16 protein-coding genes are annotated in these 14,544 nt (G+C 61.9%); 3 read left to right on the top strand and 13 right to left on the bottom strand.

From position 1 onward, the window contains the following. Positions 1 to 17: 17 nt before the first annotated feature. Together ACLH0H_RS23725 and ACLH0H_RS23720 are read right to left on the bottom strand one after the other, a co-directional pair. A complete protein-coding gene (locus ACLH0H_RS23725; RefSeq protein WP_411379879.1) occupies positions 18 to 1,571 on the bottom strand; it encodes a DUF726 domain-containing protein in 1,554 nt (517 codons plus the stop codon). 135 nt (positions 1,572 to 1,706) lie between these two features. Continuing rightward, positions 1,707 to 2,012 carry an XRE family transcriptional regulator gene (locus tag ACLH0H_RS23720; RefSeq protein ID WP_186691715.1) on the bottom strand — a complete coding sequence of 102 codons (306 nt, stop codon included), beginning with the start codon at positions 2,010 to 2,012 and terminating at the stop codon, positions 1,707 to 1,709. A gap of 277 nt (positions 2,013 to 2,289) precedes the next feature. Here ACLH0H_RS23720 and ACLH0H_RS23715 point away from each other — a divergent pair, with 277 nt between their 5' ends. Further along, positions 2,290 to 4,098 (top strand): monovalent cation:proton antiporter-2 (CPA2) family protein, encoded by a 1,809-nt coding sequence (locus ACLH0H_RS23715; protein ID WP_411379878.1) that lies wholly within the window; start codon positions 2,290 to 2,292, stop codon positions 4,096 to 4,098. Between the two features lie 72 nt (positions 4,099 to 4,170). Then, on the top strand, positions 4,171 to 4,725 hold the full coding sequence (locus tag ACLH0H_RS23710) for a hypothetical protein (protein WP_186691702.1): 555 nt from the start codon (positions 4,171 to 4,173) through the stop codon (positions 4,723 to 4,725). Positions 4,726 to 4,837: 112 nt separating this feature from the next. Here ACLH0H_RS23710 and ACLH0H_RS23705 read toward each other — a convergent pair whose 3' ends face one another. Genes ACLH0H_RS23705 through ACLH0H_RS23690 form a run of 4 tightly spaced genes read right to left on the bottom strand, consistent with a single transcriptional unit; the run spans position 4,838 to position 7,517 of the window. After that, on the bottom strand, positions 4,838 to 5,557 hold the full coding sequence (locus ACLH0H_RS23705; RefSeq protein WP_411379877.1) for an alpha/beta hydrolase: 720 nt from the start codon (positions 5,555 to 5,557) through the stop codon (positions 4,838 to 4,840). Positions 5,558 to 5,568: 11 nt separating this feature from the next. Beyond that, positions 5,569 to 6,324 carry a precorrin-6A synthase (deacetylating) gene (gene cobF, locus ACLH0H_RS23700; protein ID WP_411379876.1) on the bottom strand — a complete coding sequence of 252 codons (756 nt, stop codon included), beginning with the start codon at positions 6,322 to 6,324 and terminating at the stop codon, positions 5,569 to 5,571. Positions 6,325 to 6,369: 45 nt separating this feature from the next. Further along, the gene (locus ACLH0H_RS23695; protein WP_411379875.1) at positions 6,370 to 6,924 is read right to left on the bottom strand and encodes a histidine phosphatase family protein; all 555 of its coding nucleotides are present in this window, start codon (positions 6,922 to 6,924) and stop codon (positions 6,370 to 6,372) included. A 44-nt stretch (positions 6,925 to 6,968) separates the two neighbouring features. Further along, a complete protein-coding gene (locus tag ACLH0H_RS23690; RefSeq protein ID WP_411379874.1) occupies positions 6,969 to 7,517 on the bottom strand; it encodes a DUF4865 family protein in 549 nt (182 codons plus the stop codon). Between the two features lie 92 nt (positions 7,518 to 7,609). On the opposite strand from ACLH0H_RS23690, the gene ACLH0H_RS23685 reads away from it, so the two are divergent. Further along, positions 7,610 to 8,476: a LysR family transcriptional regulator gene (locus ACLH0H_RS23685; protein ID WP_411382454.1), complete on the top strand. Its 867-nt coding sequence runs from the start codon at positions 7,610 to 7,612 to the stop codon at positions 8,474 to 8,476. 72 nt (positions 8,477 to 8,548) lie between these two features. Here the strand turns inward: ACLH0H_RS23685 and ACLH0H_RS23680 are convergent, their stop codons facing one another. From ACLH0H_RS23680 to ACLH0H_RS23650, 7 genes are read right to left on the bottom strand one after another with little or no spacing between them, the layout of a single operon-like run. Then, positions 8,549 to 9,526 carry a LysR family transcriptional regulator gene (locus ACLH0H_RS23680; protein WP_411379873.1) on the bottom strand — a complete coding sequence of 326 codons (978 nt, stop codon included), beginning with the start codon at positions 9,524 to 9,526 and terminating at the stop codon, positions 8,549 to 8,551. Between the two features lie 51 nt (positions 9,527 to 9,577). Further along, complete coding sequence (locus tag ACLH0H_RS23675; RefSeq protein WP_411379872.1) at positions 9,578 to 10,519, bottom strand: peptidylprolyl isomerase; 942 nt, start codon at positions 10,517 to 10,519, stop codon at positions 9,578 to 9,580. Further along, a complete protein-coding gene (locus tag ACLH0H_RS23670; RefSeq protein WP_411379871.1) occupies positions 10,516 to 10,977 on the bottom strand; it encodes a YbjN domain-containing protein in 462 nt (153 codons plus the stop codon). Before ACLH0H_RS23670 ends, ACLH0H_RS23675 begins: the two co-directional genes overlap by 4 nt. Before the next feature lie 21 nt (positions 10,978 to 10,998). Next, the gene (locus ACLH0H_RS23665) at positions 10,999 to 11,625 is read right to left on the bottom strand and encodes a DNA repair protein (protein ID WP_411379870.1); all 627 of its coding nucleotides are present in this window, start codon (positions 11,623 to 11,625) and stop codon (positions 10,999 to 11,001) included. Between the two features lie 18 nt (positions 11,626 to 11,643). Beyond that, a complete protein-coding gene (locus ACLH0H_RS23660; RefSeq protein WP_411379869.1) occupies positions 11,644 to 13,344 on the bottom strand; it encodes a putative porin in 1,701 nt (566 codons plus the stop codon). Between the two features lie 55 nt (positions 13,345 to 13,399). Further along, positions 13,400 to 14,107, bottom strand: coding sequence for an energy transducer TonB (locus ACLH0H_RS23655; protein ID WP_411379868.1), 708 nt, complete (start codon positions 14,105 to 14,107; stop codon positions 13,400 to 13,402). Between the two features lie 3 nt (positions 14,108 to 14,110). Next, positions 14,111 to 14,536: an ExbD/TolR family protein gene (locus ACLH0H_RS23650; RefSeq protein ID WP_411379867.1), complete on the bottom strand. Its 426-nt coding sequence runs from the start codon at positions 14,534 to 14,536 to the stop codon at positions 14,111 to 14,113. Between the last annotated feature and the right edge of the window lie 8 nt (positions 14,537 to 14,544).

The raw sequence follows: 14,544 nt of genomic DNA, 5'->3' as shown, positions 1-14,544 counted from the left end.
GATGGAGGCGCAGCTTATCAGTCCGACGCAACGGTGCGCATCACCGTTTCCCGCGGCAGGTCGAACGCTTCGACCACCTGCACCACCAGGTCCAGCTCCTGATTCAGCGCTTCACGCTCCATGCGTTGGCGGATCACCCCGATCACCAGCACCGCCAGCGTGGTGATCGAATACGCCGGCCCGGAAAACGCGCGCACACCACTCACCAGCAGCATCGCCGCCGCCACCGCTTGCCCTACCACCGGAATCGCCGAAGCTGCACCACGGCGCAGGATAAACCCGGTCAGCCCGGCCAACGCCGTGCCACTCAACGCCGTGGTAGCCGATCGGCCGACATCGAAACGGCTGAACATCCCCTGCTCCTTCCGCGCGGCGGCTTTGAGCTGCGCGTCGAACACCTGCCGGTCAGCGTGGCTGAGTTTGTCCTTGTACTGCGCGATGAGTTTTTCCGCGACCTGCGCCTCAAGGTCCGCCAATTCAACGGTATCCAGAGGCACCTCGAACTTGATTCCCAAGCGCCGCACCACATCCTCGGCGATCTGGCGATAACTCACGCCATGGCCGCGGGCCAGGTTCATAAAGGTATCGCCGCCCATGCGTTGTAGCTCGATGGCCAGCTTGAGCGGCTCACGCACCGTGGCATCGACGGATGCACTGCGCTTTTGCGCCATCAGTTCGGCGAGGAACTTCAACTCTTCCGGGCGCGCCTGCACCAGCGCCGGGAACAGCTGCGCGTCCTCTTCGGCAAAACGTACCTCGGTGCTGCGCTGGTCGGAGCGGATCATGCCGCGCCGCTCGTGCAACAGGTCGGTGTACTGCACCACTGTCTGCAACTGCGGCCAATAGGCGGCGTGGTCGAAGCTTGCCAGGTGCACATTGGTGACCTTGGTCTTGAGCGCCGGCGTCACCGGTATCGCGTAACGGCCAATGCAGCGCTCGGTATCTGGCTTCATGGCCAGGGCCCAGTCCTTGCTGGAATGGCAGTTGATCACGCGTCCCTTGAGCGGCGCCGACACTTCATCCCACGGGCTTGACGTGCAGATCGCACCGCCCATCAACAGCAAGTTGTCCAACGGCAGTTCGCGGGCGGTTTCAGGGCTGGCCAGCAGGCTCTTGACCAGAATGCGTGCGCCCAGGGAATGGCCGATCAGGTTGATACGCCGCACCTCAAGGGACTCACCGTGCAGGTAGCTGGCGAGTTCCGGCAACAGGCTCCTGGCAACTTCGTCCACCCGCGCCTCGACGCTTTTATAGTGATCGAGAAAATATGCAATGGCCTTGCCTACCCCCACCGTGGCCGCGCCCAGGCTACCGCCGCCGAGCATCGCGCCCATCACATCTTTGAAGGGGGCAAACAGGTTTTCCAGGAAATGTCCGGCTGGCCAGAACAGCATCAGGTTGGTCGAACCTTCGATGCTTGCCAACTGCGCCTTGAAGCTACCCAGTTGTTGCCGGTTGAAGAACGCCGAATAACCGTGAACGTAGAGATTGAGCACATCGCCCTGGGGCTCGCCACACAGTAAGAACGTGGGCTTGCGGGTACGGTGCATTTCATCCCACTGCTGCTGCATGGGGCGGTGACTCCTGGTGACGAGGGAGGGTGATAGTATCAAAGGCTGCGTTTCAAAGGCGTGCCGCTGGGGGAAAAGGCCTCCGTTGGTCTATCCAATCATGCACGGCACGAGGCTTGGCGATTGCACCCGCGTTCAGTAGGCAAAATTGTCGATCTTGACCTGACCATCAGGAAACGTCGCAATGATCTCCAACTCACCGCCCATCGCACGGATGTAATTGCGCAACGTGCTGATGTACATGTCGGTGCGCCGCTCCATCTTGGAAACGGCCGCCTGGTTGATATTCAATGCCTTGGCCAGGTTCTCCTGGCTCAACTGCTGAGCCTTGCGCAGCTCGTGCAGGGGCATTTCCTTGAGGTGTTGCTGGAACAACTGCTTTGCCTCGGCTCGAGACTCCGGCGTCATGCCGGCTTGAAGTTCAGCGAATTTTTTAGCCATGGGTTGGGCCCTCTCCACGTAATGCCTCCCAAAATATGCCACCCAAGGAATATAAACTCAAGAGCATAAAAATTAGTAGACGAACCGGACGAACCGCCACTCGCTCACGCTGGGGAATTGTTTGTACGTCTTTCCAGACGAGCCGCAGAACCGTCAGTTCTCAACAGGAATAAGGCTTTTATTCAGTTCCACACGCTGCAAAAACACAATTATCAAATTGTAAAAAGCGCTCTAATACGCGCCTGTCGATTTAGTTTCGAAGATCCTGGAGTTCGCAATGCCCCATGAAGGCAACCTGTTACAAGCAGCCGTGGTGTTCCTGCTCGCCGCCGTGCTGACCGTGCCCCTGGCCAAGCGTCTGCAGCTGGGCGCGGTGCTGGGTTATCTGTTTGCCGGTGTGATCATCGGCCCGTCGGTACTGGGCCTGATTGGCAACCCGCAAAGCGTCGCGCAATTCTCCGAGCTGGGGGTGGTGTTGCTGTTGTTCATCATCGGCCTGGAATTGTCGCCCAAGCGTCTGTGGGTGATGCGCAAGGCGGTGTTTGGTGTCGGCCTGGCCCAGGTGCTGCTGACCGGCGTAGTGATGGGCGCGGTAGCGCTGTGGCTGTTTGGCCAGTCGTGGAACAGCGCCATCGTGCTGGGGCTGGGCCTGGCGTTGTCCTCGACGGCCTTCGGCTTGCAAAGCCTGGCCGAGCGCAAGGAGTTGAACCAGCCACACGGTCGCCTGGCATTCGCCATCCTGCTGTTCCAGGACATCGCCGCGATCCCGCTGATCGCCCTGGTGCCGCTGCTGGCCGGCAGCAACCATCCGACCACCGAAGCCGAGGGCCTGAGGCATGTCTTGCAGGTCTTGGGCAGCATCGCCGTGGTGATCATCGGCGGTCGCTATCTGTTGCGACCGGTGTTTCGCATCGTCGCCAAGACCGGCCTGCGCGAAGTCTCCACGGCCACCGCGTTGTTGGTGGTGATCGGCACCGCCTGGTTGATGGAATTGGTGGGCGTGTCCATGGCTTTGGGCGCCTTCCTCGCCGGCCTGCTGCTGGCGGACTCGGAATACCGCCACGAACTGGAATCCCAGATCGAGCCGTTCAAGGGCTTGTTGCTGGGGCTGTTTTTCATCAGCGTGGGCATGGGCGCCAACCTCGGTTTGCTGCTCAGCTCGCCGCTGGTGGTGATCGGTCTGACGCTGCTGCTGATCGGTTTGAAACTGCCACTGCTGTACGCCGTGGGCCGCCTGGTCGGCGATCTCAACCGCGAAAGCGCCCTGCGCCTGGGCGTTGTACTGGCGGCCGGCGGCGAGTTTGCCTTCGTGGTGTTCAAGATCGGTCGCGACCAGGGCCTGTTCGAACCCCACCTGTACGACATTCTGGTACTGACCATCACCCTTTCCATGGCCGTGACCCCGCTGCTGTTGCTGGTGTGCCCGAAGCTGTTCAAGCCCAAGGTCAAGCCGGTGGAAGTACCCGAGGAATACCGCGCCATCGAAAGCGACGCACCGCGCGTGGTCATCGCCGGCATGGGCCGCATGGGCCAGATCGTCGCGCGCATCCTGCGCGCGCAGAACATATCATTCATCGCCCTGGACACCTCGGTGGAAACCATCGAACTGACCCGCAGCTTCGGTGGCATGCCGGTGTTCTACGGCGACCCGCAACGCCCGGAGATCCTGCACGCGGCCAAGGTCGACCAGGCGGAGTTCTTCGTGATCGCCATGGATGACCCGGAGATCAACATCAAGACCGCCGAACTGGTGCGCAACCTCTACCCGCACATGAAGATCATCGCCCGCGCGCGCAACCGCCAGCACGTGCATCGCCTGGTGGACCTGGATGCCTCGCCGATTCGCGAGACGTTCTACTCCAGCCTGGAAATGAGCCGCCGCACCCTGGTGGGCCTCGGCCTGAGCCAAGCCCAGGCTGACGCACGCATCACCCGCTTCAAGAATCACGACTTGCAAGTGCTGGCCGCGCAACATGCGGTATACGACGACGCCGCCAAGGTCATGCAAACCGCCCAGGAAGCGCGGGCGGAACTGGCGCGGCTGTTCGAGATGGATCGACTTGAGGAAGAGTCCGACAAGGTGTGAGGCTGGGGATGAACGATTTTGCGAAATTTCTGACAGAATACGCCGCAACCTCGTTCATCCCTGGAGCGCTTCATGGCCACTTTCACCAAGACCGCCGCCCTGCTGGCCCTCGCGCTGACCGCCGGCAGCGTCTTCGCCGCGTCCAAGCCGGCGACACAAACCATCTCCACCTTGGGCGGCAAGTTCACCTTCACCCTGCCCAAGGCCTATGTTGCCGACACCCTGCCGGCCGGCAAGGCCGAAGACGGTACAGCCGATACCCAAGGCACGATGTACGCCAACCAGACCACCAAAAGCGTGGTGATTGTCGCCGAGACCCTGCGCAACGACGGGGTCAGCATCAAGGACAACGACGCGCAGTTCCTTGACGGCGCCGTGGCCGGTTTCATCAAGGACCAGAGCGCCGCCCTGCCTGACTTCAAGAAACAGAGCGAGAAAAAGCTGACCTTCAAGGGCCTGGGCCTGCGCCAGGTGGACAGCACCGCGACCCAGGGCGGCGGCAAGACCTTGAACTCCACGTTCCTGGGTGGCTCGGGTAATCAGTTATTGGTGATCCAGGCAATTTCGCGGGCTGATGATGCGAAAGGGCACGCCGCGCTGGTGAAGCAAATTACCGGCGGCAAGTAACTCGATCAAAATGTGGGAGCGGGCTTGCTCGCGAATGCGGTGTATCAGTGAAGGATATATGACTGATCCACCGCTTTCGCGAGCAAGCCCGCTCCCACATTTTCAACCGCGTCTATTTCAGGCTTTTCTCCAGCCAGACCTTCAAGTCCTGCACCTCCGCCTCGCTGACGGTGTGATTCATCCCCGCATACCCATGAAACTCCGGCTTCAACCCCAACCCCGTCAGCACCTGATTCGCCCGGGTCGCCGACGCATACGGCAGCACCTGGTCCACCGTGCCATGGCCGATAAAAATCGCCAACTTGTCCAGTGCCGCATCCGGCTTCAACTGCGCCTTGAGCACCGGCAACACGCTGCCACTCAACGCCGCAATCCCACGCACCAACTGCGGGTCACGCAACGCCACTTCGTACGACATGATCGCGCCCTGGCTGAAACCCACCAGGAACACCCGATCGCTGCGGGTGTGGTACTTGGCGGTGGCTTTGCCGACAAAGTCCTTGATCACCTGGGCACTGCTCTGCAGGTCGGCCGTCACGCCGTCGTACTCACCGTCACCGGGGGTCTTGGTAAACCAGCGGAATCCATTCGCGTCCACCGGCATGGGCGCGCGCACCGACAAGTAGGTCCAGGTAGCGGGCAACGCGTCCTTGATACCGAACAGGTCTTGCTCGTTGCTGCCGAAACCGTGCAGGAAAATCACCAGCGGCTGGTTACGTGCGTCGCCCTGGGTCTGTTCCAGGTAAGACAACGGCAAATCGGTGTGCAGCGTATCGTCGGCATGGGCGGTGCCGACCAGCAGGGTCAGCGCCAGGGCGAACAGTTTGAGCATGGGAGGTGACCTCATGGTTTGCGTAACAGATAAGTGTCCATGATCCAGCCATTTTCCAGGCGCGCGGCCTTGCGCACCCGTTCGATTTCTTGCGCTACCTCGCAGACTTTGCCGCTGATAAGTATCTCGTCCGGCGTGCCCAGGTAGGCACCCCAATAAATCTCCAGGTCTTGATCGGCCACGGTGCGGTAGGAATCTTCGGCGTCGAGCATGACCACCAGGGTATCGGCATCACTCGCCTGCCCCGCCGCCAGGCGCCGCCCGGTGGTGATCTCGACGGACTTGCCAATGCGGTTCAGCGCCACTTTGTGCTGCGCGGCCAGGGCCTGCACGCTGGTAATACCGGGGATCACTTCGAACTCGAAGGTGCAACGGCCAGTGGCAAGGATCGCCTGCAGGATGCGAATGGTGCTGTCGTACAGCGCAGGGTCGCCCCAGGCCAGGAAAGCGCCCACTTCACCGTCAGCCATCTCCTCGTTGATCATGCGCTCGAAGGCCTGCTGCTTGTCGCGGTTGAGGTCCTGCACGGCCGTGGTGTAGTCGATATCGCCGCGCGCTCGCTCGGGACACGCGGCCTCGACGAAGCGGTAGCCGGGCTCGGTGATGTAGGTCTGGCAGATCTCGCGGCGCAGGTCGATCAACTTGTCCTTGCTCTGGCCCTTGTCCATCAGGAAAAACACGTCGGTGCGGTTCAGCGCCTTCACGGCCTGCATCGTGATGTAGTCAGGGTTGCCGGCGCCAATGCCGATGATCAGGATGCGTTTCATGGGTTGCTCTCAGTGCGGGGCGTGGATTTTGCCATGCTCAGGCGCCTAGGCGTGAGTTTGCAGGCGCAGGCGCCATACATCGTTGAAGCGCAGCTCGGTTGCGGACAAAGGTTCGACGTCGATCAGGTAGAACATCGAGATCGGAAACTGCATGGCGTACAACATCGCGGCGCGGATCACAAGCGGATGGGTGACGGCGACAACATGCCCGGGGCGGGTTTCGAGGGATTTCATCCACCGCCCTACCCGTGTGCACACATGGTCCACGGATTCGCCGCCATGGGCTGTACTGGCGCTGTTGCCAAGCCAATCTATCAACTCGTTACGATCAACCTCGTTGATGTCCTTACCTTTCCAACGGCCCAGGTCGCCATCACGCAAGGCTTTCTCGACCACGGGATGGCTGCCGAACATACCCGCCGTCTGCCGGGTACGAGCCTCGGGGCCGCATAACAAACGCGAGGTCCTGTAACGACCGGCAAGGGACAAACCTGCATTTCGCCAATCCATCGCGACGGACTCGTCATCGGGAAAGCTGCCCTTTTTCTGCTGAGGCGTCACGGCATGGCAAATGAGTGTCAAACGAGTGGACTGCGGCACGGTTTGCCTCAATGACTTGGATGAGGCCACTAAGACTGGCGCAGTTATCGCCCAGGCGCAACGCCTTGTGCCAGATAGAGCACCTGGTAACCCGTCCCAGCATGCTCGGCGTCCAGCGCCTTGGCCGACAGGGTAAACCGCACCAGGCGCCACGCCTGCACATCCAGCGCCAGCAGCACCGCGAATGTGTCGCTGCAATCAGCCACCTGTTGATTGCGGCGCTTCTCCTTGGCCAAGACCTCGGCCCGATCCGCGCCAGGTTCCAGTGGCCATTCCTCCCGGTACAGACTCAACGCGCCCTGCGCCGGGCCACGTTGTAGATCCAACGGCAGCCAGCTCTCGATATGCGGGCGGCCAAAGCTATCGAGTACTTTCTGAAACCGCTCCCCCAGCAGAAAGTCGGCGGCCTGCAAGGGGTCGGACCACAGGTATACCGACGAATACACATTGGCGCCGCGCTCCTGAGCGACGAACGCCTTGAACAGCAATCCTTCGGCGTGATCCCACGACGGGCCTAACTGCGCGGCTCGTCGGCGAATCAGGTTCATGTCGTAGTCGGCGGGTAAACGGTGCGAGTACTGTTTGGCGAACATAAAGAACTCCCAGGCAAGATGAGCGTTCAGCTTGCGCACTCGCCGTGATTACAACAACATATGACTCAATATAAATGAGATAAGCATTGAATATGACCGAGGCGCTCAAACCGCTGGATATCGACACCGTCCAGGCCTTCGTACTGGTCGCCGATTTTGCCAGTTTCACCCGTGCCGCCGAGGCTCTCGACACGTCCCAGGCTGCAATCAGCCTCAAGCTCAAGCGCCTGGAAGAGCGTATCGGCTATCGTTTGCTCGAACGAACGCCAAGGCATGTACGGCTGTCACCGCAGGGCGAGCAGTTCATCGTGGCCGCCCGTGCGCTGCTTAACGCCCATGAGCGCGCCTTGGGCGATATGAACAGCAATACGCCGCGACGCCTGGTGATTGGCATCAGCGACCACGTGGCCGGCCCCGACTTACCGACCTGGCTCAGTCGCCTGGCCGCCTACGACCCTATGGTTATCCTTGAAGTGCGCATCGCCCCCTCCCGCGATTTAGTCGCCGCCTTCGATCGACAAGAGCTGGACGCCGTCATCGTGCGCAACGAGGGCGAACGCCACGACGGTGAAGTCTTGGTGCTGGAACGCTTTGGCTGGTTCGCCGCCCCCACCTGGCAGCACACCCCCGGCATGCCGCTGCGCATGGCGACGATGGCCGCGCCCTGCGGGGTTCGCCACTTGGCCATACGTGCACTTGACGCAGCGCGCATCGACTGGACCGAAGTATTCGTCGGCGGCGGTGTAATGGCCGTGGGTGCCGCTGTCAGCGCCGGATTGGGCGTGGCCGCCCTTGCCCCCCGCGTGGCCCCGGCTGGCGCGGTGGACGTGAGCGAGCAATACGGGTTGCCACCGTTGCCCGTCAGCGAAGTGGTGCTCTACAGCCGCATCAGCGATGGCCGTTCAAAAGAGACGTTGCGCGCACTGAGTGCAACTTTCCGTGGCGTGTTGCAACGCTAGGATGAGCCCTTCACGGTTCTTTTTATGGGCGAAGAAGCCCTCGCAGTTTGAGCGGGTTAGACGGCAGAGTCGTCAATCAAACCACTCCCGCCGTCCCTCGAACGTACCAACGATCAATTCCACAATCATTCGCACCGCCTCGGCATCGCGCACTTGCACATTCACCGCCATCCACACCTGGCGTTGCATGCTCTCGGCCAATAATCCCGGCAGCGCCACCAGGCCACGGTCGAAGCTGCTCATATAGTGCGGCAGCAAGCCGATACAGGCGCCGCAGCGAATCATCTCCAGCATCAGCGAATACGCATGCACCTGCACCACTGCCGCCAAACGCTGCTGCACCACGTGGTTCCATGCCTGCAACGCGCCCACCTGTGCATCAGGTTGCCACTGCACCAGCATGTAGTCGTCGAGGTCTTCCACACTGTCCGGCCGTGTCGTCAGCCGTGAATAACGCTTGGCGATATGCGGCAAATATTGCAAACGCGCCAGAACCCGTGGCGGCTGGGTGGCAAAGCTCGGGCCAGGCTCGGGACCATCGGCCTCCGACAGCCATAGCACCACATCCACATCCACCGCCTGCAGCGACAACCGGCTGTCGATGGAGATGATCTCCAGGCGCACACTGGCATTGCGGCGCAACAAAGCGATCAGGTCGCGCCCAAGAATGTCGTGCAGGATCGGCTCAGCCACCGCCAGCCGAATCAACGGCTGCTCCGTCACCGGCAAGCGTCGTTCGTGGGCCAGGGCAATCAATTGCGCCTGTAACTGCTGGCCATCGCGGCTGAGCACCAGGCCATTGCCCTGGTAGCTGAACAGCGAATGGCGCACCTGTTGTTCCAGCTGCGCCAGGCGCTTGCGCAACAGCGTGGCCTTGATATTCAGACTGCGCGCCGCCTGCATGAAGCAACCGCAGCGCGCGCTCACCAGGAAATAGCGCGCCACCTCCGGGTCAATGTCATCGGCCAGGGCCAGCCAGGGGCCGCGCGCCTCGGCCGGCGCGCGATAAACGGACGGCCCTTGAGGGGCGGACGGTTCCAGTAATGCCATGGGAGACTCCCTGTCTTGTCGATCGGTGCATCCAATGCGAAGTGATGCGGGTTACTCCAGCACCTTGTTCAACTCGGCGCCGTCGATGCTCAGGGTCGCCGTGTTGAGCATGCCTTCGAGGTAGGCCTTGGCGATCTGTTCCTGACGCTGGGTGCGCAAGGCCTGTGTCAGGCGTTCACGCAGTTCGTCGAGGGTTGCGGTGCGCGCCGGTTGTTGACCGGTGAGCTTGAGCACATGAAACCCCGCCGCGCTCTGCACCACTTCCGACACCGCGCCGACCTTGAGGCGCGACACCGCACTGCGCACTTCCGGCACCAGTTGTTGCAGGGGTTGCATGCCTGAGTCGCCACCGCGCGCAGCGGAGTCGGTGTCCTGGGAAAACTGCGTGGCCAGGGCTGCGAAATCCGCTGGCGCCGCCTGGGCCCGACGACTCAGTTCCTGGGCCTGGCGGCGTACGGCCTCGATATTCTGCGGATCGTTCACCGCGAGGAAAATCTGGCTTACCCGGTACAACGGCGGCGTCACCCATTGCGCCTTACCACCGTCGTAAGCCTGCTGCAACTCCGCCGCGCTGGGGTAGTCGGCCGGCACCTGGCTGACCGACAGCATGTAGTCGCGGAACACGATCTGCTCCGTGGCGGCGCGGGTCTGCTGCTCCACCTCGGGGCGTTGGCGCCAGCCTTGGGCATCGGCCTGTTCGAGCACGGCTTTTTGCGCCAGGCGTGAACGAATCCAGGTCTCCAGCGCGCCTCGGTTGCCGCGCAATTGCTCGCGGGACTCGGCCGGCAGGCTGGCCAGTACGGTTTTCAGTTCCGTCAGGTCGATCTGCTGATTGCCCAGGCGGGCCACCGCCGGGCCGGCCGATACAGGGTTGATCACCGGTTCCGGTTGCTGCGCCGCCACCGGGTCGCTGCCCGGCCGCAGGCTCAAGCCCACCGCCACCACCAGCAAGGCCAGCGCACCCGCGCCGACCAACAGGGTTGGTTTTTTCACAATACAGGCGCCTCTTCGCCAATCGATGCAGCCTGCAACTGCGCCGCCTGCTGGCTGTACTCACGCAGGTAGACGATAAACTCCTGCAACAGGCGGTCCCACAGCTCCAGTTGGCTGCGCAGGTGCGTGGCGCCGACGCCGGCCACCACCACATCCATTTCCATCAGCAAAAATTCGCCCTGCACCGACAACCGCGCAAAGCGACGCGATGCGTTCCACACCTGGGCCAACCCTTCAGGCAACTCGCCCTGGATGCGCAGCGCGCAGCTGTAGGTGAAGTCCACGTACGCGCCCTGCTCCGCCGCCGGGTTGCCGAAACGCACGGCAAAGCCGATGCCCTGGCTGGCGCTGAGCAACTGTACGATGCCGTTCTGTTCGGTCTGGTTGACCCGGTAACCGGCTTCCTGCAGCAGTTCGGTGAGGCTCTGGGTGGTGACGCTGGTGATCAAATCGGTCATGTTAATTCTTCCCTGTCTCTATCAATGATTGGCGGTTGCCTGGGGCGCATCGAAACGGCTCTTGTACAAATCGTCGCCAAAGCCCTGGGCCAGTTCCTCGAACTTGACCCGCGCGCTGCTGGCGAACGGCTGGCGGATACTCATCACCTGGGCCACATCGATTTTTTCGTAGGCCGCGAGCAGCTGCTGGGCCACGCCGTACATCTGTTGATTCTTGACTGAACATTGCTGCACTTGCGTGTCACGTTCGCTCAAGGACGCCTGCAAGCGGGCGCGTTCGGCTTCCTTGCCCTTGGCCAGCACCAGCAGTTCGTCATAGGCCTTCTTGAACTTGCCGATCTGCTCGTTACTCGCCGCCACCTGAGCCTGCGCCTGGCTGTGCAGGTTCTGTTGCTGACCGGCCAGTTGCTCGGCCACGCCCCGGGCCTGGGCGAGTTCAGCCGTCAGCTGTTTGATTTGCGCCTGGGCCTGCTTGGCCTGGTTTTCGGCGGCAAGGCGCGCCGCGCTGGCCTGGGCCTGTTCGCTTTGCAGGGTCTGCAATTGCTGGGTGGTGCTGCGCAATTGCGTGCGCAGGCGTTCCTCCATGCCTTCAGCCGAAGCCGCCGTGGCAACGAACGCCAAGAGCAGCCCGCAGATTCGTGTGTTCATGTGGCATCTCCCTGCGCATTAAAAGCGCGTGTTGAGTTCCAGTTGCATCACATCGACTTCGAACGGCTGGCCATACACTTCGGACGCGCTCAGCCAACGCGCGCTGGCGTAGATGTTCTTTTCGATGCCGTAGTTGGCGCCAATGAAGTAACCCTTGGCGTTGGTACCGCCCAGGTGGAACGACGAATCGTTGAAGCCGTCGGGCAAGGCGTCGGGCTGGATGTACTTGTAGCCGGCCAGCACGTTCCAGTCGCCACGCTTGCGCATTTCCAGCGCACTGCCGAGGGTGAACGAAACCATCAGCGCATTGCCGCCGCTTTCAAACTGGCCTTTGCTGCTGATGTTGTTGACGATCTCGCCTTCGCTGCGCTTGAGCATCTCGCCCTTGTCGTAGGCCAGGTTGTGGATGAAGTTGCCTTGGGAGCGCAGTTTGAAGTCGCTCGGCAATTCGCTGTCCCAGACCAGGTTGAGGTCGAGCACATCGAACTTGGAGGCCAGGCCTACGAACTGAGGATCCGGCGTTCGGGCAGGGTCTGCCGGGTTGGTGGTGTTGTTGCGCAGGTTGAACACCGTGTTGCCTTTTTGCATGAAAGCCACGCGCGTGCCGTCGGTGTCGCACCCCGCCGCGCCGGCCCAGGGCGCGCAAGGGCTGGAGCGCTCGCCTTCGATATCCTGGAACTGGTAATAGGCGGCCGCCAGCTTGAGGCGGTTGCTGCGATTGATCTTCCAGTCCGCGCCGATCTGCCCGCCGAACAGCCATTTGGTCTCGCTGTCTTCCTTGTCGATACCGTTGGCGCTGGCGGTGTCGGAGGTGTATTCGACCGGGAAGGCGCCAAGTGTGCCGAACAGGCCCCATTCGCTGTTGAGGGTGTGATTGAAGATGGCCGCCACACCGTCGAAGTTGAGGTCGTTGGAATACATCATGTCGGTGGAATAGAACGGGTTGCCGATGCGCCCAGCGGTCAACTTCATGTAGTCGGTGGTGGTCCAGGTGAGGTAACCCTGGTCGAGCCAGACGTCTTTTTTGCCAAAGCCGCCGCCCAGGGTCTGGGTGGTGGACACCGGGTTATTGTCGGACCCGGTGGCGATGCGGATGCCGGCGGTCCATTCCGGCGACAGCACCGCTTTCATGCCCAGGCGTGCACGCAGGCGGAACAGGTTTTCGCGGTCCTCGCGGGTATTGAGCAAGGGTGGGAACCTGGTGTTGGAGTTTTTGTTGACGTCGTAGGGGCCGGTGTCGTTGAGCTTGGCGAAGTCAGTAATGTTGTTGCTGTTATTACCCGAAAAATAGCGCGACTCGTCGCGCAAACGGATATCGCCGTCAAAGCTGATGCGCGAGATCCAATCCGGGAAGGTATTGGGTTGCGCCCAGTTTTCCTTTTTCGCAGTAGACATGACCTCAGCCTTCACCTGGTCACGAATCTGATCGCGCACCGCCTGCGGCACGTACTGCACGCGCACATCGCCAGGAGCAGTCGCCGGGCCGCTGGCAACCACCGGCGCAGCGTTCGCCTGGCGCGCCTGTTGGGCTTCTTTCTCGGCCTGGGCGATCAGCCCGTTGGCGGTTTCCTGCTTGAGCACGCCTTGCTGCACCAGCAGGCGAATCAGGTTGATGGTGACGTTTTCCGAGGGGGCGACCGGGGCCGCCGTCGCCTGGCCGACCAGGGTCGCGATGACCATGCCGACCGCCAGGGTCAGTCGATTCACGGGGGAAATCATGTGTACGCAACTCCTACAAAAATCCGTTGAGAAAAATCCAAGAACACGTGTTCGGTCATTCCGGGCGCCGGCCCTTGAGCGACAGGCGCATGGGCAGCGTCAGCGACGCCGGCGGCTTCTGTGTGGCACGCGGCGCCTGTATCAAGGCGAGCATTTGCGCGTCGGTCTCGGCATCGCCGCTGGACTTGGCCACCAACGCCTTGGTGACCTGGCCATCGGCGCCCAGCCACAGGTCTATCTGTATCGAGAAAGCCTTCTTGCGTAATTCAGGGTTCTCGCGCATCAGCCGTTGATAGGTGCCGGCCAGGTACTGCTTGTACGTGCCGGTCCCCAACCCGCCGCCGCCACCGCTGCCGGCCATGCCGCCGCCTTTACCGGCGCCGATGTTGAAACCGTCATTGCCGGACTGGGCGTCGCCATCGATCTGCATCGGGTTGGCCAGGTCATCGGCGGGCGAAGGCGGTGCTTCCTCGGCCGGCTTGACCTCCTCCGGTTCGGGGCTGGGCACCGGTTCGGGGATTTTTTCCTCGACCTGAGGCTCAGGTTCCTTGGGTTTTTCCGGCGGCGGTGGCGGTGGTGGCGGCAACGGGATAATCGTCGGCACCTTCGGCGCTTCGCGGCGCACGCCGCTCATGTCATTGGCCCACTGCCATAAAAACCAGGCCGCCACGGCGCCGAGCAACAGGCCGACGCCCCACTTCAGCGGGCGCAGCGGCGGCTTATTCTTCACGGGCATCGGCGCAATCGGGATCTGTGCAGTCATGGCTCAGCCCTGGCTCGGTTTGCCGGTGACCAGCCCGACCTGGGACAGCTCCAGCCGGCGCAACAGGTCAAGCACTTCGATGACCTTCTGGTACTGCACCATCGCGTCGCCGCGCACGATCACCGGGAAATCCGGGTTCAGCGCTTTCTCGATACGCAGGCGTTCTTCCAGCTCGCCGAGGGTCACAGGGTAGGCGTCGAGGAACACCTGCCCGCCGTCATTCACGGAGATCGCCTTGGTCTTGGCCTCCGACAGCGACACCGAGGCGCTGGCCTTTGGCAAATGGATCTGGATGCCCGACACCTGGGCGGTGGCGGTGAGGATGAACATCACCAGCACCACCATCAGCACGTCCACCAGGGGCGTGATGTTGATGCTGTCGACGGCGGCATCATCGTCATCGTCATGGGCGCTATTTACGGAAGCCATGGCGATTC

The sequence above is a fragment of the Pseudomonas sp. MPB26 genome (assembly GCF_046605355.1).
Taxonomy (GTDB): Bacteria; Pseudomonadota; Gammaproteobacteria; order Pseudomonadales; family Pseudomonadaceae; genus Aquipseudomonas; species Aquipseudomonas cedrina.
Note: the sequence above shows the minus strand (reverse complement) of the source record. Positions and strands in the feature narration are given on the sequence as shown.